At 61.5% G+C, this 21,487-nt stretch carries 23 protein-coding genes and 1 tRNA gene; 18 read left to right on the plus strand and 6 right to left on the minus strand.

Annotated elements, in window-relative coordinates; genetic code table 11:
- Positions 1–248: 248 nt before the first annotated feature.
- The 3 genes from E3E12_RS08345 to E3E12_RS08355 form a co-directional block, all read right to left on the minus strand.
- A complete protein-coding gene (locus E3E12_RS08345) occupies positions 249–1,985 on the minus strand; it encodes an alpha-keto acid decarboxylase family protein (RefSeq protein WP_141443888.1) in 1,737 nt (578 codons plus the stop codon).
- A gap of 233 nt (positions 1,986–2,218) precedes the next feature.
- The gene (locus E3E12_RS08350) at positions 2,219–3,412 is read right to left on the minus strand and encodes a hypothetical protein (RefSeq protein WP_141443889.1); all 1,194 of its coding nucleotides are present in this window, start codon (positions 3,410–3,412) and stop codon (positions 2,219–2,221) included.
- Between the two features lie 181 nt (positions 3,413–3,593).
- The gene (locus E3E12_RS08355) at positions 3,594–3,944 is read right to left on the minus strand and encodes a putative quinol monooxygenase (protein WP_240810500.1); all 351 of its coding nucleotides are present in this window, start codon (positions 3,942–3,944) and stop codon (positions 3,594–3,596) included.
- A 96-nt stretch (positions 3,945–4,040) separates the two neighbouring features.
- Here E3E12_RS08355 and E3E12_RS08360 point away from each other — a divergent pair, with 96 nt between their 5' ends.
- From E3E12_RS08360 to E3E12_RS09145, 8 genes are all read left to right on the plus strand, one after another.
- Positions 4,041–4,772 (plus strand): hypothetical protein, encoded by a 732-nt coding sequence (locus E3E12_RS08360; RefSeq protein WP_141443890.1) that lies wholly within the window; start codon positions 4,041–4,043, stop codon positions 4,770–4,772.
- A 178-nt stretch (positions 4,773–4,950) separates the two neighbouring features.
- On the plus strand, positions 4,951–6,345 hold the full coding sequence (locus E3E12_RS08365) for a DMT family transporter (protein WP_240810501.1): 1,395 nt from the start codon (positions 4,951–4,953) through the stop codon (positions 6,343–6,345).
- A gap of 31 nt (positions 6,346–6,376) precedes the next feature.
- Positions 6,377–7,294, plus strand: coding sequence for a DUF805 domain-containing protein (locus E3E12_RS08370; RefSeq protein WP_141443891.1), 918 nt, complete (start codon positions 6,377–6,379; stop codon positions 7,292–7,294).
- 152 nt (positions 7,295–7,446) lie between these two features.
- Positions 7,447–8,133 (plus strand): DUF805 domain-containing protein, encoded by a 687-nt coding sequence (locus E3E12_RS08975; protein ID WP_206338683.1) that lies wholly within the window; start codon positions 7,447–7,449, stop codon positions 8,131–8,133.
- Between the two features lie 113 nt (positions 8,134–8,246).
- On the plus strand, positions 8,247–9,008 hold the full coding sequence (locus E3E12_RS08980; protein ID WP_206338684.1) for an SHOCT domain-containing protein: 762 nt from the start codon (positions 8,247–8,249) through the stop codon (positions 9,006–9,008).
- A gap of 177 nt (positions 9,009–9,185) precedes the next feature.
- Complete coding sequence (locus E3E12_RS08385; RefSeq protein WP_141443892.1) at positions 9,186–9,698, plus strand: DUF805 domain-containing protein; 513 nt, start codon at positions 9,186–9,188, stop codon at positions 9,696–9,698.
- 188 nt (positions 9,699–9,886) lie between these two features.
- Complete coding sequence (locus tag E3E12_RS08910; protein WP_168194427.1) at positions 9,887–10,321, plus strand: superinfection immunity protein; 435 nt, start codon at positions 9,887–9,889, stop codon at positions 10,319–10,321.
- Positions 10,322–10,435: 114 nt separating this feature from the next.
- Entirely contained in the window at positions 10,436–11,311 is an 876-nt protein-coding gene (locus tag E3E12_RS09145) for a hypothetical protein (RefSeq protein WP_350337578.1), read from the plus strand.
- Between the two features lie 28 nt (positions 11,312–11,339).
- Here the strand turns inward: E3E12_RS09145 and E3E12_RS08400 are convergent, their stop codons facing one another.
- Positions 11,340–12,038 carry a pyridoxine 5'-phosphate synthase gene (locus tag E3E12_RS08400; protein ID WP_141443894.1) on the minus strand — a complete coding sequence of 233 codons (699 nt, stop codon included), beginning with the start codon at positions 12,036–12,038 and terminating at the stop codon, positions 11,340–11,342.
- A gap of 34 nt (positions 12,039–12,072) precedes the next feature.
- Positions 12,073–13,152 carry a 4-hydroxythreonine-4-phosphate dehydrogenase PdxA gene (gene pdxA / locus E3E12_RS08405; RefSeq protein ID WP_141444207.1) on the minus strand — a complete coding sequence of 360 codons (1,080 nt, stop codon included), beginning with the start codon at positions 13,150–13,152 and terminating at the stop codon, positions 12,073–12,075.
- Between the two features lie 350 nt (positions 13,153–13,502).
- On the opposite strand from pdxA, the gene E3E12_RS08410 reads away from it, so the two are divergent.
- The 5 genes from E3E12_RS08410 (at position 13,503) to E3E12_RS08430 (ending at position 16,784) form a co-directional block, all read left to right on the plus strand.
- Positions 13,503–13,880: a hypothetical protein gene (locus tag E3E12_RS08410; protein ID WP_141443895.1), complete on the plus strand. Its 378-nt coding sequence runs from the start codon at positions 13,503–13,505 to the stop codon at positions 13,878–13,880.
- The gene (gene pyrF / locus E3E12_RS08415; protein ID WP_141443896.1) at positions 13,880–14,653 is read left to right on the plus strand and encodes an orotidine-5'-phosphate decarboxylase; all 774 of its coding nucleotides are present in this window, start codon (positions 13,880–13,882) and stop codon (positions 14,651–14,653) included. Before E3E12_RS08410 ends, pyrF begins: the two co-directional genes overlap by 1 nt.
- Positions 14,650–15,396 carry a phosphoribosylanthranilate isomerase gene (locus E3E12_RS08420; protein ID WP_240810502.1) on the plus strand — a complete coding sequence of 249 codons (747 nt, stop codon included), beginning with the start codon at positions 14,650–14,652 and terminating at the stop codon, positions 15,394–15,396. The genes pyrF and E3E12_RS08420 overlap by 4 nt, the downstream gene beginning before the upstream one ends.
- A 97-nt stretch (positions 15,397–15,493) precedes the next feature.
- Positions 15,494–15,586, plus strand: a tRNA-Ser gene (locus tag E3E12_RS08425).
- 415 nt (positions 15,587–16,001) lie between these two features.
- Positions 16,002–16,784 (plus strand): DUF805 domain-containing protein, encoded by a 783-nt coding sequence (locus E3E12_RS08430; protein ID WP_206338685.1) that lies wholly within the window; start codon positions 16,002–16,004, stop codon positions 16,782–16,784.
- An 811-nt stretch (positions 16,785–17,595) separates the two neighbouring features.
- Here the strand turns inward: E3E12_RS08430 and E3E12_RS08435 are convergent.
- A complete protein-coding gene (locus E3E12_RS08435) occupies positions 17,596–18,093 on the minus strand; it encodes a hypothetical protein (RefSeq protein WP_149498288.1) in 498 nt (165 codons plus the stop codon).
- A gap of 106 nt (positions 18,094–18,199) precedes the next feature.
- Here E3E12_RS08435 and rpmE point away from each other — a divergent pair, with 106 nt between their 5' ends.
- The 5 genes from rpmE (at position 18,200) to E3E12_RS08460 (ending at position 21,449) form a co-directional block, all read left to right on the plus strand.
- Complete coding sequence (gene rpmE / locus E3E12_RS08440) at positions 18,200–18,433, plus strand: 50S ribosomal protein L31 (RefSeq protein WP_141443898.1); 234 nt, start codon at positions 18,200–18,202, stop codon at positions 18,431–18,433.
- Positions 18,434–18,523: 90 nt separating this feature from the next.
- Positions 18,524–19,150: a DUF1013 domain-containing protein gene (locus tag E3E12_RS08445; RefSeq protein ID WP_141443899.1), complete on the plus strand. Its 627-nt coding sequence runs from the start codon at positions 18,524–18,526 to the stop codon at positions 19,148–19,150.
- Between the two features lie 50 nt (positions 19,151–19,200).
- Positions 19,201–19,707 (plus strand): 5-(carboxyamino)imidazole ribonucleotide mutase, encoded by a 507-nt coding sequence (gene purE, locus E3E12_RS08450; protein ID WP_286206889.1) that lies wholly within the window; start codon positions 19,201–19,203, stop codon positions 19,705–19,707.
- Positions 19,708–19,859: 152 nt separating this feature from the next.
- A complete protein-coding gene (locus E3E12_RS08455; RefSeq protein WP_141443901.1) occupies positions 19,860–21,023 on the plus strand; it encodes a 5-(carboxyamino)imidazole ribonucleotide synthase in 1,164 nt (387 codons plus the stop codon).
- An 87-nt stretch (positions 21,024–21,110) separates the two neighbouring features.
- The gene (locus E3E12_RS08460; protein WP_206338646.1) at positions 21,111–21,449 is read left to right on the plus strand and encodes a hypothetical protein; all 339 of its coding nucleotides are present in this window, start codon (positions 21,111–21,113) and stop codon (positions 21,447–21,449) included.
- The last annotated feature ends 38 nt before the right edge of the window (positions 21,450–21,487 follow it).

The following is a 21,487-nucleotide window of genomic DNA, read 5'->3' on the forward strand; positions in this document are numbered from 1 at the left end:
AGCAACGCTGGCAAAACCAGGAAAAAGGTGGCCAATCACCTTGGCTGCTGGTGGGGCCTGGCAGGCCAAAACCCCAGCTGGAGCTCAAGGATCCAAGCCCCTAGCTCCCACTCTAGAATGGTGAAACATTCTTCCAGCTGGGTGCAGGGCCAGGGCTGGCAACTACCTTCACCCCAGGGGCAAGGAAGCCAATATGCCAAGGGGCAGGCATGGCAGCCCTGTTTCAGGCAGCCGTCCCCTGGCAGCGTTCACACGCTGCGGCTGTAGTCCATGTCTGCAATGGCTTTGCCCATTTTCCACAGCCCCTCAGGCGCATCCAACGGTTCCAGGTGGACTTCAATCAAGGTGAGTTTGCTGGGGTTTTCCGCTGCTGCCAGGGCCACTTCAAGCTCCTGCTGGTCGCGCACTTCAAAGCTTTGGCTGCGCCCTTCCTCCCCCAAGGCTTTGGGCAAGGCAGCGTAACGCCACGGCGCTACATCGTTGAAGGGGGCGTGCTCGCCCAGGATGCAGCGTTCCACCGTGTAGCCACGGTTGTTGATGACGAACACCACCGGGTTGAGGTGGTGGCGCATCATGGTGGAGATCTCCTGCGCTGTTAGCTGGAAGGCACCTTCGCCTGTGAACAGAACATGGCGGCGCTTTTCCCCCAGGCCTAGGCTGGCCATTTGCTGGCCCATCACGGCAGGTGTGGCATAGCCGATGGCAGCCCAGATGGTCTGGATGTTGAAGCGCGCCCCTTCAGGCAAATCCACAGCGGCCAGGTTAGCGCTGCAGGTGCCCATATCGGTGAAGATGCCGTCTTCAGGGCGCAGGAAATGGGCAATGCGGTTCCAGAACACAGCGCCGTTCCAAGCGGCCTTGTCCGTGGCTAGGGGGGGCAGTGTGCGCTTGGGCGCAGGCCCGCTGGCCGCTTTGGGGGCTGGCAACGCCTGGGCTGTGGCACGCAGAATGTCGCCCATGCGCGCGCCCGTCACCACCTTGCCTTTGCCAAGCGCTGGCGTGGCGAAGCCGTGGCGCAGGCCATAGGGTTCCACATTACACCAGGCGCCGCTTTGAATAGCGGCGCTGAAAAAGCCTGTGGAGAATTCAAAAAGGCGCGTCCCCACTCCCACAACGCAATCCGCCCCCGCCACGTAGCTGTCCAGATCAAAGCCTGGGGCGGCTGGCACGCTGGCGCGGCCGTTATAGATGCCGCGGTAAAGGGGGTGGTTGCGCTCCAGCACTGTGCGCGATGTTGGCAGAAGAGCGTAGGGCAAGCCTGTGCGCGTGATGAAGTCCATCACCTGCTCTTCAAGGCCGTAGCGCGCCACCAGGGCGTCCACAAGCACAATGCCTTGGCGTGCCTGGCTGATTTTCCCAGCCAACGCACTGGTCACCATGGCAAGGGTTCCAGGGTCGCTTTCAGGCAGATCCAAGGCCAGCGGGGTGCGGGGGGTGGGAATGGTAACGTCACACAGGTCGCAGGGCAGCTGAAGGTAGGCAGGCACTTTCTGCTGGAACACGTCAGTGATGGCGCGGTCGATCACCTCAGCTGCGTTGTGGGCTTCCACCCGCCCTTGGGAAGCTGTGTAGGGGCGGTAGGCTGCGCGTACGTCCTCATAATCACCATTGAGCAACGTGTGGTGGAGGGGGAAGCGGTTGTCCACCGCATTAAGCGGCGGCAATCCCGCCAGGGAAAGCACGGGCACGCATTCTGCCCGCGCGCCAGCCACCGCCTGCAGCGCTGAAAGGTCGCCAACGCCATAGGTCGTCAGCACAGCGCCAAAGCCTGAAAGGCGCGCGTCACCGTCTGCCGCGTAGGCTGCGTTCATCTCGTTGCAGCAGCCAATCCAGCTGATGCGCCCATCCTTCACCAGTAGTTCGAGGAACTCCAGGTTGAAGTCGCCAGGAACGCCGTAAAGGCGCCGCAGCCCTGCCTCATGAAGGCGATTGATGAGGTGCTGGCCAATGCTGATGCGGCCGTGGCTTGGGGTGGCGGCGGTCATGATGTGTGCTCCCTGTATGACGTCAGGCACAGGACAGGGGACGCGCCCCTGGCCCCACCTGCGCCAATGCTGCGCGGATGGGTGGGTGGCTGTGCCTGAACGTGCCAGCCATGGCCTGCGGGCTGCCCCACGGCGTGGCTGGTGGGAAACTAGCCTGAAACGCCCTGGTGGGGAATGGCCTGGAGAGATTGCCTGGAAGGAATGGTCCTGGCGTCATGGCCCTCATGCTGCCCTCACCCCCCTGTGGGGATGGTGACCATAGCGCCCTGGCTTGTGGTGCTGTTGGCCAGGCCGCTGATGATTTGCAGCAGGGCGAAGGCTGATTTGGAATGCATGTCCTTTTTGGAGATCCAGTACCAAGCGTTGCCATACCGCACGGAGACGTAGGCGTCATCAGGCGCTGTGGCTGAGGTACTGCAGCGGATGACGATAACAGGCCTGCGCCCCGCCGTTGTGGGGGTGACGCTGGCTGTCGTCAGGCCTTCCTTCACGTTGACTTCAGGCACCTCAATGGTGCTGGCCACATCCATGAGGATGGAAAGCATGGAGCGCGTGACGATGGGCAGCTGGGTTTTGCCGTCTGGCTTGCGGCCATAGACGATCTCAGCCTCCGTAGCGCCCCTGGGCAGGTGGAGGAGCTCCTTTACCCGTTCCTGCAGCGCCGTCACCTCTGGCACGCCTGTGTTGGTGAACACCAGGTAGGAGTGCTCAGGCTTGGCTGGGGTGGTTTTGGTGGCTGGCTGGCCCAGGACGCGCCGCACCCCCAGGGCGTCATCGGTCTGCAATTCATGGAGGGACTTCAGAAGCCACGCGAAACGCGTTGAGGTGGAACGGGTGTAGAGGCTTTTGTTGCTGGCCATCACGGCGCGCATGTTGGCTGCCCCCCCTAGTGAGTCAGCCGTCAGCGCCAGGAGAATGTCGATAGGCGCGCCAGACTGCATCAAAGGTAGGATGACACTGGGCGGTATGGGCTGGAGGACGTTGTTGGCAAACCCCTCCCCCGACATGGGCTGGTAAGTGACGGTGGGGTTGTCCTGCAGCATGTAGCTGCCATTGCCGCCGATGAAGCTTTGCGGCCCGCCGCCGTTCCAGGGTGTACCGCTGATGTTAGCGCCCACCTGGTGCTGGTAGGAGTAGCTGGCGATGATCTGCATCGTTTCCAGCATAGTGGGGGCGTCACCATAGCGCAGCTGGACGATGTTAAGCAGCATCTCCTGCTTCTGGCTGGTGCTCAGCTGCCTGTCATAGGCCAGGCGGTCGCGCCTGTAGTTCTCAGGCCCGTGGTAGAACAACATGCAGCCGCTCAGGCTGGTGGCCGCCCCCACCCCTGCCAGGAGAAGGCACGCTGCGCGCAGAACGCCCCGCCCCCTGGAGTGGGGGACGTCCTGGCACTGGTGAAAGCGTTGGGGGGAGTGGGAACGTTTCATGCCAGTGCCTTTATTGTTTTTGTTGGTTGCTGGGGCGCACACTCGCAGGGTTGGGACCTGCAGGGCGCCCCTGTTCCCTTACAGTCTAGCAGGGCGGCGCGGCAACCAGGGGCGGCCGCGCACCTGCCCCCAGCCCTTCAGGCGCAGGCCCTTTAGGCTGGGCTGGCTTTGAAGTGATTCCTCAAAGTGGCGGCTGCTGGGTAAGGTAGCGAATGCTGATACGGTTAGCGCCAAAAGCCGCCACAGCTTCTTCAAAAGCGCTGAAATGCGGCGTCTGGCTGTGCGCTAGGAAAGCATCACGGTTTTTGTAGACCTCATGGAGGATGACAGTGCGCGTCATAATCTCCTGCTGCTGGTCAAGGCTTGGGTGGGTGTCTGGCACCAGCACCTCAAAAGCCAGGCAGCCGCCCTTTTCATGGGCGAGGGATGCTGCAGCATCCTGCTGGCAAGCTTTCAGAAACCCCTTGAAAGAGGGGGCAGCTGTTGCGAACTCTGCTATGACGGTAAAGGCGTTAGCGGGCAGGCTGGTCATGATGACCTCCAAAACGGGTGGCGTTGAAGTGCCACGCTAGCACAGCCCGCCTAGCCGCGCTTGACCACACGCCCAGGGGTTGGGCAGGGAGGAGCCATGATGAAAACGCGCAACACCACCAAGGCCATGCCCTGTGCGGCCCCCACACCCCTTGCACCCCTGGGGTGCCTGGCTTCTGCAGGTCTGGGCGCAGGCTTGTTTGGGTTGAGTGTGGGCTTGTTCAGTGCAGGCGTGGCCAGCGCAGCCCCTGTGCCGCCTTGCCAACCTGGCCAAGTGGCGCTGACCCAGCCAGACCCGCCAGGGTCCTACGCTGGGATGTCGCACAATGGCACGCGCCTCTCTTTCACCAACCTCTCAGACCACGCTTGCAGTCTGCCTGCGGAGCCTGAGCTGACCTTCACAGGGCCCAACGGACGCCCTTACGAGATCGTCACCACAAGCAGCTACGGCACCCCCACCGCTGATGAAGGCGGCACGGTCGTTCTGGGGCCAAAGCACACCTCCCCCCCTGACCAGGCCACCCCTGCTAGCCCCCAGGCCGGGGCGCAGGCCACCAAGGCCACCCAGACCAACCAATCCCAGGTCAAAAACCACACCCTATCCAAGCCCCAGGGGCCCCCTGATGAGCTTGGCACCATCCTGTTCTGGGTTTCAGGCAATGTCTTCGACCGGGGGCGCTGCTTTGACATCAAGGAGGTGAGCATCAAAGCAGGGCCTCTTTCATGGCGCCAGCCACTGCCAGCGCAAATGTGCGGCCCAGCCACTTCGCCAGTGCGCGTTGACGAACCAGCCTTGAAACCCACTAACCCTGCCGAACCCCTTCCCTGACTCCAGTTCCACAGTCCTGTCCTTATCAGGGCCATGGGCCGCCAGCTGAAGGCCAGCGCGCCTGCTGGGCAACCACCCTTCCCCTGGCCTGCGCAAGCTGGTAACCGCATGGGATTCGCCGCCCCCACCGCCCACCCTTGCCAAGGGTTGGGCCCCTTTGCACAAGGCACGCCGCCCCATGGCTGAAGCACCCCAACACGCTGAACCATCCCCAGCCCCTGGCGGCCAGGCGCAAGGCGCAACCCCCCCTGGGGCTGAGGGCGCGCCGCCTAGCGCCTTCGGACCTAGCGCCCTCGACCATGGGGTTGAACGCGCAGCTGAACCCTCAGCGCTTGATTCAGCGTTGGCCGGGGCCTTTTCAGCCCTCCAAGGGGGCCAGGCGCCTGTGCACCACATCCACGTGGCAAGTGAGCCCATGGGGGGGGAGGGCGCACCCCTGGGCGCTGTTGGCCTTGCTGTGGCGCCAGACACCTTCACGGCCGCAGGCCACCCCACAGACCCAGCCGTGCAGGCTGTGGTGACGCCAGCAGCCGTGGTGCCCAAGCCGCCAGCAGCCCGCCGCCAGGCCATGGTGGGCACACTGCTGGCGCTTGGGGGTTTTGCGGCCTTCTCCATCAGCGATCTGTTCTCCAAATTGCTGGCTGGCAGTTTGGGGCCGTTTGAAGTGGCCATGACGGGGGGCCTGTTCGGCCTCCTCCTGCTGCCCTTCATCAAGCAAAAGGGCACGTCCTGGCGCGCGCTCCTGCCAGAGGGCAGGCGCATGTGGGGCATTTGGCTGCTGCGCGCTGTGGCTGTGTTCCTGGCAACGGCTCTCAGCGTGGAGGCCTTCATGCTTCTGCCCATGGCGGAGGCCATGGCGCTGATGTTCCTCTGCCCCTTCATCACCAACATCCTGGCCACTGTGCTGCTTCACGAGCACGTTCCCCCTTCCTCCTGGATGGCCACGGTGGTGGGGTTCGCTGGCGTGCTGATGATTCTGCGCCCCGGCGTGAAGGAGGTTGGCGTTGGCGAGCTGTGCGCCCTGGCCGTGGCGTTCGTCCTGGCGCTGAACGTGGTTTCCTTCCGCATGGCGCCAGCTGGGGCTGAAAACCCGTTGACGATGTTCAGCGCCACCATTTTCGGCCCCCTTTTGGGCAATGGCCTGCTGGCCTTGGCCCTTGGGCAGCTGGCGGTGCCCCAGGGGGCTGTGGTGTGGGGGGATTTGTTCGGCTATGGGTTCCTCATGGCGGTTGGCCAGCTTCTGCTGATGAGCGCCTCCCGCCTGGTGTCCTCCAGCCGCGTCTCCCTCACCCAGTACAGCCAGATGTTGTGGACGGTCGGCTTCAGCCTGACGATTTTCCACGACCATTTCGACCTCCTGACCATGCTGGGCATCATGGTCATCCTGATGTCGGGCGCGCTTGAATGGGTGGGCAAGAACTTCCGCCTGGTGGCGGTGCATTACCAGCGCCCCCTTGCCAGGGTGCGCACCACCCACCCCAAAATCAGGCGCTGGCGCCGCACCCGCCCGCCGGAGCAGCCGCGCCCTGCGCCTGGCGTGCGCCCCTACAGCCCGCGCAAGCCCGGGCTGTGAACGCTGCTGTGAACACTAATGCTGCCTGACCATGCCCCAGCCCCAGTCCAAGCCAAGCTACCGGCCAACCCTGCTGACCCTGGACAATCTGCCCCGCAATGGCTGGCAGTGGTTCCTGCGCGCGCTGCGTCGCAGCTTGGTGTTTGGAGGGCGCGCCACCAGGCGGGAATATGGGTGGTTTGTTTTCTGGGCAGTGCTTTTGGTGGCTGGGGCCTGGTTTGCGCCCCTTGTCGGCCATGAGGCCAGTGTGGCGCTTGGGCTGTTCCTGGCACTGCCTTTCCTGGCTGCCACGACGCGGCGCCTTCATGACGCGGGCTATTCAGGCAAGCTCCTGGCCAGCGGGCTTTTCCTGATGATGTTGGCTTATGGCTGCACCGTGCCCCTTGAGAACAGCCAGGGCATTCAAGACCTTGGCCCTGCGGCGGCGGTGGAAAAAGGCATAACTTGGTTTTTGGGGATCTTTGCCCTGGTGGGTGGCGCTGTGCTGGTTTTGTTCATGCTGCGCCCTAGCCAGCCAGGCGCCAACCGCTTTGGACCCAACCCTTACGCCGCCCTTGGCCTTGATGAAGGGGTGGAAAGCCCAAGCGGCACTAAGAAGGAGCAACAAACTGCCAACCAGGACCAACCATCAAACACCCATGGCCAGCCTGCCCCAACGGGGCGCGAACGGCCCTTGGCAAGCGCGCCTTCGGCCCATGCGAGGGCGGAACAGGTTGAGGTGATGGAAGCTGCGCCCCCTCAGCCCAAACGGCCCGCACCGCTTTCAACGCCACCCAAACCCCAAGCGCCTCCCAAGGCGCCTTCAGTCGTGCCACGCCCCAGGGACGCCCAGCAGGAACTGGCCAGCCTGGCCTTGCTGGAACAATACGCAGCCCTGCACAGCAAAGGCGTTTTGACGGACGCTGAGTTTAAACGCAAAAAGGCCCAGCTCCTCAGTTCACCTAACTGAATGGCAGCGCCTTGGGGGCTGGCTACCATGCGGGAAAGCCGTGCGGAATCCGCCCTTATCCAGGGTGCCCTGCGCCCTTGCCTTCAGGAGGTGGGGGCTTACTATCATGGCCGTTCTGCAGCACCCTTGCTCCCTTACCTAAAGGCCCCACCATGCCACCTACCCCCCTTAAAAACACGCCCCCCACTGGTTGGGACTGGTTCATGCAAGGGTTGCGGCATTACAGCGACTTCAAAGGCCGCTCACCACGGGCGGCTTTTTGGTGGTTCGCCATCATGTCTTTTGGCTTCAGCGTTCTCATTGGTTGGGTGGATGTGATTTTCAAAGCAGGGCACTTCCTGAGTGCTTTGTTTTGGGTGGCGCTGTTCCTGCCCATGGTGGCTGTTTCAGTGCGGCGCTTGCATGACGCTGGCCATTCCAGCTGGTGGGCTATCGCTTTCTACCCCATAGCCATGGTGGAGCTGGGCTGGCTGAACGCCATTTCCATGCCCCATGCCACCAGCGACCCTTTTCTGGTGTTGACGACATTCCTCGGCGTTGTGCTTCTGCTGCCTTACTTGGCTTTGGCCATTACGTTGTTTGTTTTCTACTGCCAATTAAGCCAGCCTGGCCCCAACAGATACGGCCCCAATCCTTATGCACCCCAACCTGGCGCTGCGCCGCCTGCGCCAAGCCAGCCCCCGCCCACCCAGCGCACTTCTACCCAGCACCATGACCAGACCCAGCAGGAACGGGAAACGCTGGACTTGCTGGAAAAACTTGCAGCCCTTCACGCCCAGGGTGTTTTGACGGACGCTGAGTTTGAGCGGAAGAAAGCGGAGCTTCTCCAGGAAAAGTGATGGCGCTGAAGGTATAAGCACCGGCAGTGCAACAGGGCGCCTGGCGGCCCAAAATTCTGTTTTTCCCCCTGTTTTTGCGCCTAATCACACCTAATTTTTTCTGAAACCAGGCCATGCCCAAACCCCATCCAACCCTCCTCACACTTGAAACACTGCCCCACAATGGCTGGCAGTGGTTCCTGCGCGCGCTGCGACTGGGCACAACATTTGAAGGCCGAGCAACGCGGCAAGAATATGGGTGGTTCATCTTTTGGATGGTGTTGCTGGTGGCTGGGGCCTGGTTTGTGCCCTTTGTGGGCCATGGGGCCAGCGTGGTGCTTGGGCTGTGCTTGGCAGTGCCTCTTCTGGCTGTCACAACACGCCGCCTTCAGGATGCTATCCCTACGACAAGGCCTCTTGTAATTAAGGTCTATGTTTTGTGTTTATTCACATTGGGGATGGAAGGGTTCATTTATTGCTATCCAAATGCTGATGTCCACGTTACAGCTGCCATTTTAGTCATTGTGGTAGTTTGCTGGGCGGCCTACTTTCTAAGCATATTATATTACCTACTTTGCCCCAGTCAGCCTGACCCCAATCCATACGGCCCTAACCCCTACGCTGCCCTTGAGCTTGAAAGCGGGGGTGCGGAAAACCCAGCGGCAAGCACGGGCGCAGCCCAAAATGAAGGCCAAAATGAAAGCCCGAGCAGTGGCGTTCAGGAACCAGCCCAGGCGCCACTTCAAGCCCCCACAGTGGAACCACAGCCCAGGGACGCCCAGCAGGAACTGGCCAGCCTAGCGTTGCTGCAGCAATACGCTGCCCTTCACGCCCAGGGCGTTCTGACGGACGCTGAGTTTGAGCGCAAAAAAGCAGAACTCCTCCAAGGGAACTAAGGGCTGCGCAAAATTAGGTGGGGCTGGGTAGGTTAGGCTTTTAGGGGGCATTACCGCAGCCACCTCGTCACGGGGGCCAACATCCTTTGCCCAGGTGCAGGGTCGTTTCCATGCTGCAACGGCTGGTGGTTTGTGCCACCCTCCAAGCACCAGCATTCCCAGCCAACAGGAAACACCATGAACAACACTCCCCCCTCCCCATCTACCAGCGCTACACCAACCCTGCCCCAGGATGGCTGGGGGTGGATCATGCAGGCCTTGAAGAACTACGCCGTGTTCAGCGGCCGCTCCCCCAGGCGCGCGTTCTGGTGGTGTTCACTGTTCCAGTTCGGGGCTGTGCTGGTGGCCAATCTGGGGGATATGTTGTTCAACACAGGCAACCTCCTCAGCGCCCAGGTCTGGCTGGGGCTTTTGCTGCCCACCTTGGCTGTTGGCGTGCGGCGCCTTCACGACACGGGCCGTTCAGCTTGGTGGGTATTCATCAACATGCCCTTCCTGGCAGCTGGCTGGGGGCTGTGGTCTTTAGCCAAACGCCACGCCTGCCCAGAACACGCCCATGCGCTGGTGGTGGCTGGTGGCGCCCTGTTCATCATCGGGCTGGCGCTGACGGTGGCGCAGTTTGTGTTTGAATGCTTGCCCAGCCAGCCAGGCCCCAACAAATACGGCCCCAACCCTTACAATCAGGGGTAAGGAGAAGGCCCAAGCTGGTGTGGGCTGGTGCAGCCTGCAAAGACCACGACCCTGTGCGCAGTTGCTTGCTAAGGCACCGCAGGGGCTTGATCATCCCAGCCTGTTCACGTCACATTCAGCATTGCCCACAACCAGGACCGCGCCCAACCCCCACACCGCGCCATGGTGGCATGAGGAGAACCAGAGCTTTGGAAGATCTTGGTGCCGTTGTCGTGGTTTTGGTGTGTGGCGTTGTGGCGCTGTGTGTCTACTTCATTCCCACCATGGTGGCTTCCCAACGGGGCGTCATCAACAAGCAGGGCGTTTTCCTCATTAATCTGTGCTTAGGTGGAACAGGGCTTGGCTGGATGGTGGCGATGGTTCTGGCTTGCATGTTGCCAACCCACCAGGACCGGCAACGCGCTGGTCAGAGCGCGGGGCCCGCACCCCAACCTACCCCGGCGCCAAGCCTCCACGCGCAGCACGCAGCCCCTGTGGCCCAGGCGCCAAGCAAGCCAGACCCCACCCAGCGGGAGCGGGACAATCTGGCCCTGTTGGAGAAATACGCGGCCCTGCACAGCAAAGGCGTTTTGACGGACGCTGAGTTTGAGCAACGCAAAGCCGCCATCCTAACCCAACCCTGACCTCCAACGCCCCTTGGCAGGTTTTGGGTATAGCGCCACCCAGACTTCAACCGTGCCCAGCCACCAGGGGTTGGGCTGGACGGGTGGGCGGCTTTCTCCTTAAAACGTTACGCAATGAAATTGAGAGCGCCCCGCCCCACCCTGCGCCGTGCCTGCCCCACCAAGCCCCTGCGCCGTTGCGCGTGGGTATTGCTAGCTGCTGGCTTGGGCGTGCTGCCTTTGGCAGGCTGCGGCTATTTCGATTCGCGCGATGCCCACCGTGCCCAGTTCGAGTTCATCGGCATGACGGGGTTCGACCTGCAGGCCTGCGCTGGCATCCCCGGTAAAACGGCCAAGCTCAACGACACCACCCAGATTTGGCAGTACGCCATCACCCGTACACTGCCCACGCCCCAAGGGTCCACATTCATACCTATTGGGGACATCGTCAGCATTTACCAGTCCTTCATGGGGGGGGCTGGCAACAACTGCACCATGATTGTGCGCCTAGACCATGACCGCGTTTCAGAGGTGCATTATGCAGGCAATGATGATGAGTATCTGGGCTCAGACGGCATCTGTTCCATGATTGTGCGCGGCTGCCTGCGCCAGGCGGAAGCCACCATGCACCCTGCTGGCAGCTATTGGCCACTGGGGCCTGTCTCAGCAACGCGTTCGCCCCAGATACCGCCCCAAAGCACCAGCGCCACCTATTCCAAGCAGTCAGGCAGCTATGTGCCTGTGTTTGACGGCAACCCTGACCTGCCCACCATCAGGCCCGTCAGCCAGGCGCGCGCTGAAAGCAGGGGCGCAGCCGTGCGGCAATACGACATTGACGCCCTCCAAAAGCGTGCTGACGCCCAGGCCAAGGCAGCTGCCCAGCAGGTCCTCACCCACGTTCAGGCCCAAGCTCAGGCGAAAGGGGCAGGACGCGCGCACGCCCCAGCCACCCCAGCCCAAAACTGCCCACCTGATTGCGCTGCTGCCATCACAAGCGCTGAAGGCAACTGACCCCAAACGCCCTGTGGTAGTTCCAGGTTCAAGGATTGATGAGCGCCTTCATGCGCGCCACCACAGGGCCTAGGCCGTCAAACACCGCCTGGCTGATGAGGAAATGCCCGATGTTGAGCTCAGCCAGCCCTGGCAGGGTGGTGATGGGGGCCACATTCTCAAAAGTCAGGCCGTGACCTGCGTGCACCTCCATGCCGTTGGCGGTGGCTGCCGCTGCAGCTTGGCGCAGGCGTTCCAGCTCCCCCACCTTGCCTGCGGCGTAAGCGCCTGTGTGCAGTTCCACCACAGGTGCGCCAAGGCGGTGCGCCGCCGCCACGCTTTCTGCTGTGGGGTCAATGAACAGCGAAACGCGGATGCCAGCCCCAAGCAGTTTCTGGATGCGCGGTTTGAGCGCACCTTCCTGCCCCACAACGTCAAGACCGCCTTCCGTGGTTAGTTCCTGGCGGCGCTCTGGCACCACGCAGCAGGCATGGGGTTTGAGGGCAACGGCCATGGCCGTCATCTCATCTGTTGCGGCCATTTCGAAGTTCAGAGGCGCTGGCAGCGCGCGCAGGCGCTTGATGTCGTCATCCTTGATGTGGCGGCGGTCCTCACGCACATGGGCGGTGATGCCGTCTGCGCCATTTTCCAGCGCCATGCGGGCTGCCGCGACAGGGTCTGGGTAATTCTCGCCGCGTGCATTGCGCAGTGTGGCAACGTGGTCAACATTGACGCCAAGCCTGATCATGGTGTGCTTTCTCCTAACTAAGGTTAATAAGGGTTCAGTGGGTGCTGCGGGCCTTGGCAATGGCCTGGGCCGTTAGCAGCGCCTGGTGCAGGCTGCGGGCATCGGCCACGCGCTGCCCTGCTTGGGCAGGGCTGCCCCATTGGCTGGGAGGGCGGGCGATGTCAAAGGCCGTTCCATGGTCTGGCGATGTGCGCACCACATCAAGCCCCAGGGTGATGTTTACCCCCTCCTCCATGCCCAAAGTCTTCAAAGGAATCAGCCCCTGGTCATGGTAAAGGCACAGGGCAGCGTCATAGCGCGCCCTGGCTGCTGGGGTGAACATGGTGTCGGGTGGCATGGGGCCTTCAACATCAAGCCCCTCCGCTTTGAGGGCTTCAAGGGCTGGGGATATGACGTCCCTCTCCTCACAGCCCATCATGCCGTCCTCCCCAGCGTGGGGGTTAAGGCCAGCCACCCAAAGCCGCGGCCTGGGCAGGCCGAAATCACGTTTCAAGGCAGCCACGGTGCGGCGCGCCACATCCATGATGCGCGCACGCCCCCCCTCCCCCTGCAGCGCTGCAACAGCGCTGGCCAAGCTGGTGTGAATGGTGGCCAGAACCACCCGCAGCCCTGGCTGGGGCGTATGGCCCCACGCCCTGGGGGGGCACGCCAGCATCATCAGCTCCTCACCCCCTTGCCCTGTTAGGGAGGCGATGAATTCAGTGTGCCCAGGGAAAGAGAATCCAGCCGCCTTGAGAACATGCTTGGCGATGGGGGCCGTCACCACCCCCGCCACATCGCCAGCCAGCGCAGCCTGCGTGGCCTGGGTGATGGCCGCCACAACGGCAGGGCTGTTGGCGCTGTCAAGCGTACCTGGGGTGACGGGTTCTGGGCAGCGCACCACCATGACGGGCAGCGCGTTAGCGAACACGCAAGCTGCCTGGCTTGGGTGGGTGATGGCTTGGGTGGGAATAGCCCCTGCCATGAGGGCGGGGTCGCCATACCAGCAGAACACAGGTCCCTGGCCACGGGTCTGCCGCCAGAGGGCAGCTGTGATTTCAGGCCCGATGCCAGCTGGGTCCCCCATGGTGACGGCCAAGGGGGGTAGGGGTGCGGGAACAGTCCCCAGCGCCATGGTGGCTGGGGTGGGGTGTGCGCTTTGGTGGCTCATAGCGCCAGTCTAGTGCGCTTTGCCCCTTGCCTTCACCCTGGAGCCCTGCATGGCAGGCCCCCAGAAAACGCCCTGGGGCAGGGCCTTTCAAAGGGCAGCTGGGGGTAAGGCCTGTTGCGCGCTGCCCACAGCGCCTGGGGAAAGGACGTAGTCCAGCGCTGAATGGATTTACAGCAACGGCCCTTGCCTTGAAAATGGCTGCAATCTTAAAAAGGGGGCGTTTTTAGAAAGGGGGCGTTGTGGCCCATCCATGGGCCTCTATCGCCCCCTTGCCCCTTAGCCACGACCCAGACAGAGAGGCACCGAACAGCCCCATGGTCAGACTTTTCATTATTGTGCTTTATCTGGCCGCGCTGGCCATGTTCGCCATCAGCAACATGCAGCCCAACCCGGCTGACCCCACAGCCATTTACCTGGCTGGCACGCTGGGCGAATTCCATGCCTCAGCAGGCATGTTGGCGGGCTGCGTTGGCGTGGCTGGCCTTGTGCTTGGGCTCATCCTGGGTGCCATGGGCCAGTTCAAGGATTGGCGCAAAGGCCGCGGCATTGAAAAGAAGCTGCGCGAGGTGGAGAAGGACAACGCTCGCCTGCAGGGCCTAGTGGCCCAACATGCCCTCAACAACAGCACAGCCCAGGCAGCAGCTGTCACAACTGCTGATGGCCGCGATGAGCCCCAGCTGACGGCCAAATAATGGTCACAACGCCTGCTCCTGCCAACCAGCCTTCAGCCAACCAGCGGGGGGCTCATCGCCGTACCAAGCTCATCGCTGCCATTGACACCCACAGCCTGGCCCATGGCCAGCAACTGGCCACGCAGCTGAATGGCGTTGTGGATGCCATTAAGCTGGGGTTTGAATTCACCTATTCATGTGGTTTGGAGGCCGTGCGGGCGCTTGGCGCCAAGCAGGGGCTTTTCCTGGACCTCAAGCTGCATGACATCCCCAACACTGTGGCCCAGGGCGTGGCGGCCTTGGCGCCCTTGGGGCCTTTGCTGATGACCATCCACGCCTCTGGCGGCAGCGCCATGGTGCGCGCTGCCAGGAATGCCCTCGATGAGGCCTTCAGCGCTAATCCTGGGGCGCGCCCCAAGCTCATCGCTGTAACGGTGCTGACCAGCCTGGACGGTGCTGCCCTCCTGGAACTGGGGGTGGACGCCACCCCAGCCCAGCAGGTGGTGCGCCTGGGCAGGCTTGCCATAGAAGCTGGGGCGGATGGCCTCGTGTGCTCCGCCCATGAGATCGCCCCCCTGCGCCAGGCTTTGGGTGAAGCGCCCCTTCTGGTGGTGCCTGGCATCCGCCCTGCTGGCAGCGCCCATAACGACCAAAAGCGCATCATGACACCAGGCCAAGCAGCTGAAGCTGGCGCTGATTGGATCGTGGTGGGCCGCCCCATCACTCAAGCAGCAGACCCAGCAGCGGCTGCGCGCGCCATCCAGGCAGAGCTGGCCGCCCACACCAACCCGTGACAAGCGCCCCCCTTCAGCTTGCCAACCAGCCTGCCCAGGCTGGACCAATTAATGTGCAGGTGAAGATTTGCGGCCTCACCACGCCAAGCGACTTGGCGCTGTGCCACCAGCTTGGCGTGGCGTGGGTTGGATTGGTGTTTCACCCCCCCTCCCCCCGCGCACTTAATGCTGGGCGTGCAGCCGTCATCAGCGCAGCCGCCCCCCCAGCCAGCCAAGGCGGGCCAAAGCGCGTTGGGCTATTCGTTAAGCCAACGCTGGCCACCATTCAGGCCGTTCTAGATCATGTCCAGCTGGACGTCCTGCAGCTTTACACCAGCCTTGAACAAGCAGCCATGCTGCAGCAGGCGCTTGGCAGGGAGGGTTTAGGGGGCGAGGTGCGCAGGGAAGTTTGGCTTTCACGCGCCATCAAAAGCAAAGCAGACGTGCCCAGCGCTATGGCCAAGGGTGTGGCGCGCTGGGTGGTGGAGGCCAAACCGGCAAACCAGGCCATGCCAGGCGGCGCTGGCCAGCGCTTTGATTGGGGCTTGCTCAGTGACTGGCGCCAAGGGGGCGCCCCAGGCCCCTGGATGCTGGCTGGGGGCCTCAACCCAAGCAATGTGGGCCGTGCCATCGCCGCCACAGGCGCTGTGGCTGTTGACGTCTCCTCAGGGGTGGAAAGCGCGCCAGGGGTGAAGTCCCCCGCCCTCATCAAGGCTTTTGTGGAGCAAGCGCGCCAACCTTCAACCCCGCTTGGGGCTAGGTAGGGGATTTTCCCCTCTAAAGTCCAAATTACACGTTGACCAAACAGGCCAAAACAGCTAGAACCACCCCTGCAAACGCCGTGGACAACGCGTTGTCAGCGGAGGGGTGGCCGAGAGGCTGAAGGCGGCGGTTTGCTAAACCGTTATACACTGTCAAGGTGTATCGAGGGTTCGAATCCCTTCCCCTCCGCCATTTATCTCATTATTTTAAAAGCATTTTGGTTATTTTCCAGGGGCGCGCTTCACCGCCCCTTTTTGCATGATGGTTCACGCCTGTATTCCTGGTCTCAGGTTCTGCACAAGTAACTTTCACGCCCTCTCAGCCGCTTTGATGTATTGAGGGGGAAAAGTTTGAACAAACCTTGAACAGATTAACTTTATACATCCACGTAGCCCAAGCAGATGGTCGTTAAGTCACAGCTGCTTTGAGCTTAGGCACTTCATGACTAAGCTTGATCTTTTATTCTTTCCAGTATGCTTAAGGTGCGCTTGCCAGCAGGAAAAAGCTCTTTAAAATCATTGCCGTTTTGAAACATCAGGGCGCTTGGACCTGCCACAAGCGCCCTTTGTTTTGCCTTGTTCTTGTTCAAAAAGGCCAGCGCTACGCCATGACCCACTACCAACTCAACACTGACCAGCCTGAAAAGCCAGCTTTGCCCCAGAATGGATGGGGATGGTTCATGTTGGCTTTCAAGAATTATGCCGTTTTCAAAGGTCGTGCCCCCAGGGCGGAATTCTGGTGGTTCATGCTGTTCATGTGGATCTTCATTCTTATCGCTGGGGGGCTTGATATCCTCTTCCATTGGTGGGGTGTTCTCGGTAGCCTGGTTGACCTGGCATTAATCCTGCCTCATCTGGCTGTCTCAACGCGCCGCTTGCATGACATTGGCCGTTCAGGATGGTGGCTGGTGGTTTACTGGTTTTTCTATGTGATGTTGTTTGGTGGCGTGGTGGTTCTGGTTTTCAACGCCAAACAAATTCAAGCCATGTTCAACCAGACTGCTCCTGAGAATTCAGGTTTGATTGGGGTCGCCTTGTTCACAGGGCTAATATTCCTTATATACACCGTTTTAGACCAGGTGCTCTTGATATTTGATTGCTTGCCAAGTCAGCTTGGTTCTAACAAATACGGTCCCAACCCTTATGGTTATGGGCCTGCCGTTAAGGAGCAGGCTTTCCTTACTGAAGCTGGTCCAGATGTTGGCATTGCCCCGGCCAACCAGGCCCCGGTGCTATCACCCACCCAGCAGGCAGCCCAAGCCCAGGCCCGCGCCCAGCAAGACATGGATGCCCTGGCATTGCTGGAGAAATTCGCTGATTTGCGCGACAAGGGCGTTCTGACGCCAGAGGAGTTCGAACGGAAGAAAGAAGAGATCCTCTCCAAATTCTGAAGCCTTATTTCTGGGCAGAGGGGCAAAAGCTTGGGAAAGCCGCCCCAAAGCCACGCTTTCAAAACCGTGCTCCCTCAACAGTTCCCCTAAAGCCCCAACCCTGCCAACGCCGGCGTGAAACACCGGCTTAGGGGTTTCAAGGCAATGCAGGGTGCAAGCCCAAAGGTAGTAAAAATTTTGCTTAGACCCCTTCAAGACAATCCGGCCCTTTCTGCTGCCTTATCCTGCGGGCGTCAGCAAGTGCGCACCGGCCTTAACGGGCCACTGTCCTACAGGGTTTCCGCCCTGACATTCCAGGCTTTAACGGACTTGCACCCCATACGGCGGCTCTGCCGCACAGGTAGCCTGGAGGGGAAGGAGCTGGCTGGTGCTTTGAAAAAGGCATTAAATAAGAAATTAAGATAAGCGGGCGTGGAGCTGCCTAAGTCAGCTCTCATCATATGTGCTGCGGGGCGTTCCTCAAGCACAGCGCCAACCATAAAGAACTGCAAGAAGGGGTCTGGTGAAAGCTAGGCTTTACACATATGGAAAAAATCATGGACAGCCGCTGGACGTTCCCCGTTATCATTGTTGTCAGCGCCCTTATAGGCACTTGCCTTGGCTGGAAACTCTGACTTCCCCTTGAAGGGTAAGACGGTCCCACAGCCAAGCCTAGTGCGGTGTCGTGCCCTCTTCAGCAACGCCACCAACCAAGGAAGTGGGGTCAGGGAAGTGGGGAAGGGCGGACGTCCTTCGTGCCAATCCCATCTGAGCCAGCTTCCGCTCCTATTAACCTTCTCAAATTACCTCCCCACCCTAAGGATTAGTGGGGTCAGCGGCGGCTGGGAGAGAGGGCACGCCCACCCTTAGAGGGGTGCTGCGGTCGTGGCGCTGTGGGGTAAGCTTCCATAGGGGTGCTGCCTGGCGGTATTTCAGCCAAGTAGCGGCTTAAAGCTTTGTCCACCTGCATGTTCTCAGAAGGGGCCATGTCATGATTGATGGCATTTTCCAGGGCATGGCGGGCGGCATTGTCCACCTTTAGCAGGGTTGGCATGTCGGTAGCGCCCAAGCGGCGGCTCAGCAAGGCGTTGCGCGCCATGCCATTGACCACGAAATAAGCGTAAAGCCGCGCCTGGGGGGAAACCAAGGGCTCCGCTTCCTCCGCCTGGGCGGCCTCAGCCCCCTGGCCTGGTTCAGCACGGCAGGCGGTCATGGCCATGGCAGTGCCAACGCCCAGCAACAGCACGGGCAGCAAGGCCAGGCGCCAAGGCGAAGCCCCCTTTGGCGTGGAGGTTGGGCGGGCTTGAGGGTGCATTAAAGGGGGCAACAAGGGTACCTCATTCTTTTCAGCGGCTGCTTGATGAGTTATAGAGCCCTTCATCCGCTTGATCCGCTCCGGTCGGCATCGGAGCCCCAGCACAGTAAGGTTTGCATACATGAAGCCCGATATTCACCCCGATTACCACGAAGTCACCATCATCCTGGCTGACGGCACAGAGTACAAGACGCGTTCTTGCTACGGCAAACCCGGCGACACCATCAAGCTGGACATCGACCCCCATACCCACCCCGCCTGGACCGGCGTGCAGCGCATCATGGACACCGGGGGCCGCGTTGCCAAGTTCAACAAGAAGTTTGGTGGCCTGGGCAACCTCGGCGCCAAGAAATAACGGCGCTTGGCTGCCCCCAAGCGCGCTTGGGCAGGCGGCCAGCCCCTTTTTAAAATCATCGTTCGACCCCTGTTTGAGGTGAATGCGACCATGTCCCAGCAGCCCCTCATGCCCAAGGCCACCGCTGTGTGGCTCATCGACAAGACTGGCCTGACGTTCACCCAGATTGCCGAGTTCTGCGGCATGCACCCCCTTGAGATCCAGGCCATTGCTGATGGCGAAGTGGCAACAGGCATCAATGGTTATGACCCTGTTGCCAACCACCAGCTTTCCGCAGCTGAAATCACCCGCTGCGAGAAGGACCCTGCAGCGCGCCTCAAGCTGTTGCCTGCCAAAAACCCCGTGACGCGCCGCACCAAGGGTGCGCGCTACACCCCCGTTGCCCGCCGCAACGACAGGCCTGACGCCATCGCTTTCATCCTGCGCCAGTTCCCGCAGGTCCAGGATGTGCAGATCGCCCGCCTGCTTGGCACTACCAAAGACACCATCGCCAAAGTGCGCGAACGCCAGCACTGGAACAGCGCCAACATCAAGCCGCGTGACCCGGTTATTCTGGGCCTGTGCACGCAGACGGACTTCAACGCTGCCGTCAACGTTGCCAATGAGCGTGTAGCGCGTGAGAAGGCCGAAGCTGGCCTTAAGGATGGCATGGGCGCCATCCCTGCAGCGCCTGAAGCACCTGCTGCGGAAGCGCCAGCTTCCACCCCCGAAGCCTGATGGCCGCCCAAGCCAGCGCCAGCGCTGCTGGGGCCCTCCAAGGGGCGCCCTTGAAGGGCACCGCCCCAGGTCCTGCGCAGGTGGGCATCATCATGGGCAGCCAGTCGGACTGGCCCACCATGCGCCATGCCGCCCAAACGCTGGACGCCCTGGGGGTGCCCTGGGAAGCGCGCATTGTTTCAGCCCACCGCACGCCAGACCGGCTGCAAGCCTATGCCAAAACGGCCCAAGGGCGCGGGTTGAAAACCGTCATCGCCGGCGCTGGCGGCGCTGCGCATCTGCCTGGCATGGCGGCAGCCTGGACGGCCCTCCCCGTGCTGGGCGTGCCTGTGGAAAGCCGCATCCTTAAAGGGCGCGACAGCCTGCTTTCCATTGTGCAGATGCCAGCTGGCGTGCCTGTGGGCACGTTGGCCATTGGCCGCGCTGGCGCTGTGAACGCTGCCTTGCTTTCGGCTGCTATCATCGCCCTTTCTGATGCTGCCTTGGCCCAGCGCTTGGCTGATTGGCGCGCTGCGCAGACGGCCTCCGTGGCAGCCGCTCCTTCAGACGAACCTTGAAAGCGCAGCCGACCCAGTAAGGGATGGAGGAGCGCTAAGGGCTGCCCAATACCCCATGGTTTTTCCTGCCCTAGGCCTTCCCTGCTGGGTTAGCTCACCCGGCTGCCCACCCGACCACATCATTTCCCCCGTTTCCAGGAGCCACCACGCCCATGCCCGGCAACGCTTCAGCTGTTTTCGCCAGCTTTCCCTCATCAGGCATCATTGGGATTGTGGGTGGTGGGCAATTGGGACGGATGTCCGCCCAAGCTGCAGCCAAGCTGGGGCTGCGCGTGCACATATTGGCTGACGGGCCAGATAGCCCCGCTTCTGAAGTGGCCTGGAAAACCACGGTGGGCCGCTATGACGACCCAGCCGTGCTGGAACGCTTCGCCGCAGAGTGCGATGTGGTGACGTTTGAGTTCGAGAATATCAGTGAAGAGGGCCTGGCCCACCTTGAAACGCTGCGCCCTGTGCGCCCGGCGCGCCGCATTCTGCAAATCAGCCAGGACAGGCTGGTGGAGAAAGCCACCCTTGAAGAACTTGGTTTTGAGGTCGCCCCCTGGCGCCCTGTCCGCACTGAGGCCGAACTGGCGGCGCTGGCTGACTTCCCCCTGCCCTTCGTGCTGAAGACCACGCGCCTGGGCTATGACGGCAAAGGCCAGCGCTGGATCAGGACGGAGGCGGAGCGTGAAGCCCTCCTCAACGGGCAGGACGCCAAGGCGCCACCACTGCCCCTGGTGGCTGAAGGCAAGGTGGACTTCGCGCGCGAGCTCAGCGTAATGGTGGCGCGCAGCCCCTCTGGCACCATCATCAACTTCCCTGCTACGGAGAACCACCACCGTGATGGCATCCTGCGCCTTTCCATCGCGCCAGCCCCCATCACGCCTGAGCGCACTGCCGCGCTAGAGGTCCTGGCCTGCCACCTGGCGGAGAAGCTAGGCCTTGAAGGGCTGATGGGCATTGAGTTCTTTGAGGCTGAGGACGGGCGCTTCCTCATCAACGAAATAGCGCCGCGCCCGCACAATTCTGGCCACTGGACGCAGAATGGTTGCACCCTTGACCAGTTTGAGGCCCACATCCGTTCCGTGGCGGACATGCCACTGCCCAAGCCCTGGCGCCATTCAGACGTGGCGATGAGCAACATCATCGGCCCTGACGACATGGCCCAGGTCCCCGCCATGCTGCGGGAGGAAGCGGCGGCCGTTCACCTCTACGGCAAAAAGGAGGCCCGCCCAGGCCGCAAAATGGGCCACGTCAACCGCCCCTTCCCCAAAGGGGCCATGCCTGGCCTCCCCACCCTCGCCACCTTCAAACCAGCTTTGAAAGAGGGTTGAGGGACCTTGGCAGGATCTTTGGGGTGGAGCTATAAGCAACGTACCTTGTCTGCCCCAGGCCAGATTTTGAATCCATGAGGGAACACCATGTCCAGCAATGAGCTCCGTAAAGGCCGCCACACCACTTACGGCAAGCGCATTGGCCTGTACGGGGAAGGGGGCAGTCATGCTGGATTCTTGCAGGATGACAACAGCGTCGTGCTGTCCTTCCCGTTCAAGGATTGTGTCCTTGAAGGGGGCATGACCAAAGAAGACAAAAAACGTGAAGAACGTTACCTGCACCAGGCGATGGACCGCAGGGACATCAACACCCTGTTTGAACCCAAAGTCTTGACAGGCTTTGAGTTTGTGGGCGATCCCAACAGCCAACAGCCAACAGCCAACAGCCAACAGCCAACAGCCAACAGCCAACAGCCAACACTGTAGAGTTTTTTGACGAACAAGGTGCCCTCAAGCAGAACCTG

Origin of the sequence: Formicincola oecophyllae (genome assembly GCF_006542395.2) — a bacterium.
Classification (GTDB): Bacteria; Pseudomonadota; Alphaproteobacteria; order Acetobacterales; family Acetobacteraceae; genus Formicincola; species Formicincola oecophyllae.

Bases quoted from the DNA above. Each gene is read 5' to 3' on its own strand.
- E3E12_RS08365 (WP_240810501.1), top strand. From the start codon at position 4,951: ATGGCTGAAGCACCCCAACACGCTGAACCATCCCCAGCCCCTGGCGGC.
- E3E12_RS08975 (WP_206338683.1), top strand. From the start codon at position 7,447: ATGCCACCTACCCCCCTTAAAAACACGCCCCCCACTGGTTGGGACTGG.
- E3E12_RS08430 (WP_206338685.1), top strand. From the start codon at position 16,002: ATGACCCACTACCAACTCAACACTGACCAGCCTGAAAAGCCAGCTTTG.
- E3E12_RS08370 (WP_141443891.1), top strand. From the start codon at position 6,377: ATGCCCCAGCCCCAGTCCAAGCCAAGCTACCGGCCAACCCTGCTGACC.
- E3E12_RS08345 (WP_141443888.1), bottom strand. From the start codon at position 1,985: ATGACCGCCGCCACCCCAAGCCACGGCCGCATCAGCATTGGCCAGCAC.
- E3E12_RS08445 (WP_141443899.1), top strand. From the start codon at position 18,524: ATGTCCCAGCAGCCCCTCATGCCCAAGGCCACCGCTGTGTGGCTCATC.
- E3E12_RS08360 (WP_141443890.1), top strand. From the start codon at position 4,041: ATGATGAAAACGCGCAACACCACCAAGGCCATGCCCTGTGCGGCCCCC.
- rpmE (WP_141443898.1), top strand. From the start codon at position 18,200: ATGAAGCCCGATATTCACCCCGATTACCACGAAGTCACCATCATCCTG.
- E3E12_RS08455 (WP_141443901.1), top strand. From the start codon at position 19,860: ATGCCCGGCAACGCTTCAGCTGTTTTCGCCAGCTTTCCCTCATCAGGC.
- E3E12_RS09145 (WP_350337578.1), top strand. From the start codon at position 10,436: ATGAAATTGAGAGCGCCCCGCCCCACCCTGCGCCGTGCCTGCCCCACC.
- E3E12_RS08400 (WP_141443894.1), bottom strand. From the start codon at position 12,038: ATGATCAGGCTTGGCGTCAATGTTGACCACGTTGCCACACTGCGCAAT.
- E3E12_RS08350 (WP_141443889.1), bottom strand. From the start codon at position 3,412: ATGAAACGTTCCCACTCCCCCCAACGCTTTCACCAGTGCCAGGACGTC.
- E3E12_RS08980 (WP_206338684.1), top strand. From the start codon at position 8,247: ATGCCCAAACCCCATCCAACCCTCCTCACACTTGAAACACTGCCCCAC.
- pdxA (WP_141444207.1), bottom strand. From the start codon at position 13,152: ATGGCGCTGGGGACTGTTCCCGCACCCCTACCCCCCTTGGCCGTCACC.
- E3E12_RS08460 (WP_206338646.1), top strand. From the start codon at position 21,111: ATGTCCAGCAATGAGCTCCGTAAAGGCCGCCACACCACTTACGGCAAG.
- E3E12_RS08385 (WP_141443892.1), top strand. From the start codon at position 9,186: ATGAACAACACTCCCCCCTCCCCATCTACCAGCGCTACACCAACCCTG.
- E3E12_RS08410 (WP_141443895.1), top strand. From the start codon at position 13,503: ATGGTCAGACTTTTCATTATTGTGCTTTATCTGGCCGCGCTGGCCATG.
- pyrF (WP_141443896.1), top strand. From the start codon at position 13,880: ATGGTCACAACGCCTGCTCCTGCCAACCAGCCTTCAGCCAACCAGCGG.
- E3E12_RS08355 (WP_240810500.1), bottom strand. From the start codon at position 3,944: ATGACCAGCCTGCCCGCTAACGCCTTTACCGTCATAGCAGAGTTCGCA.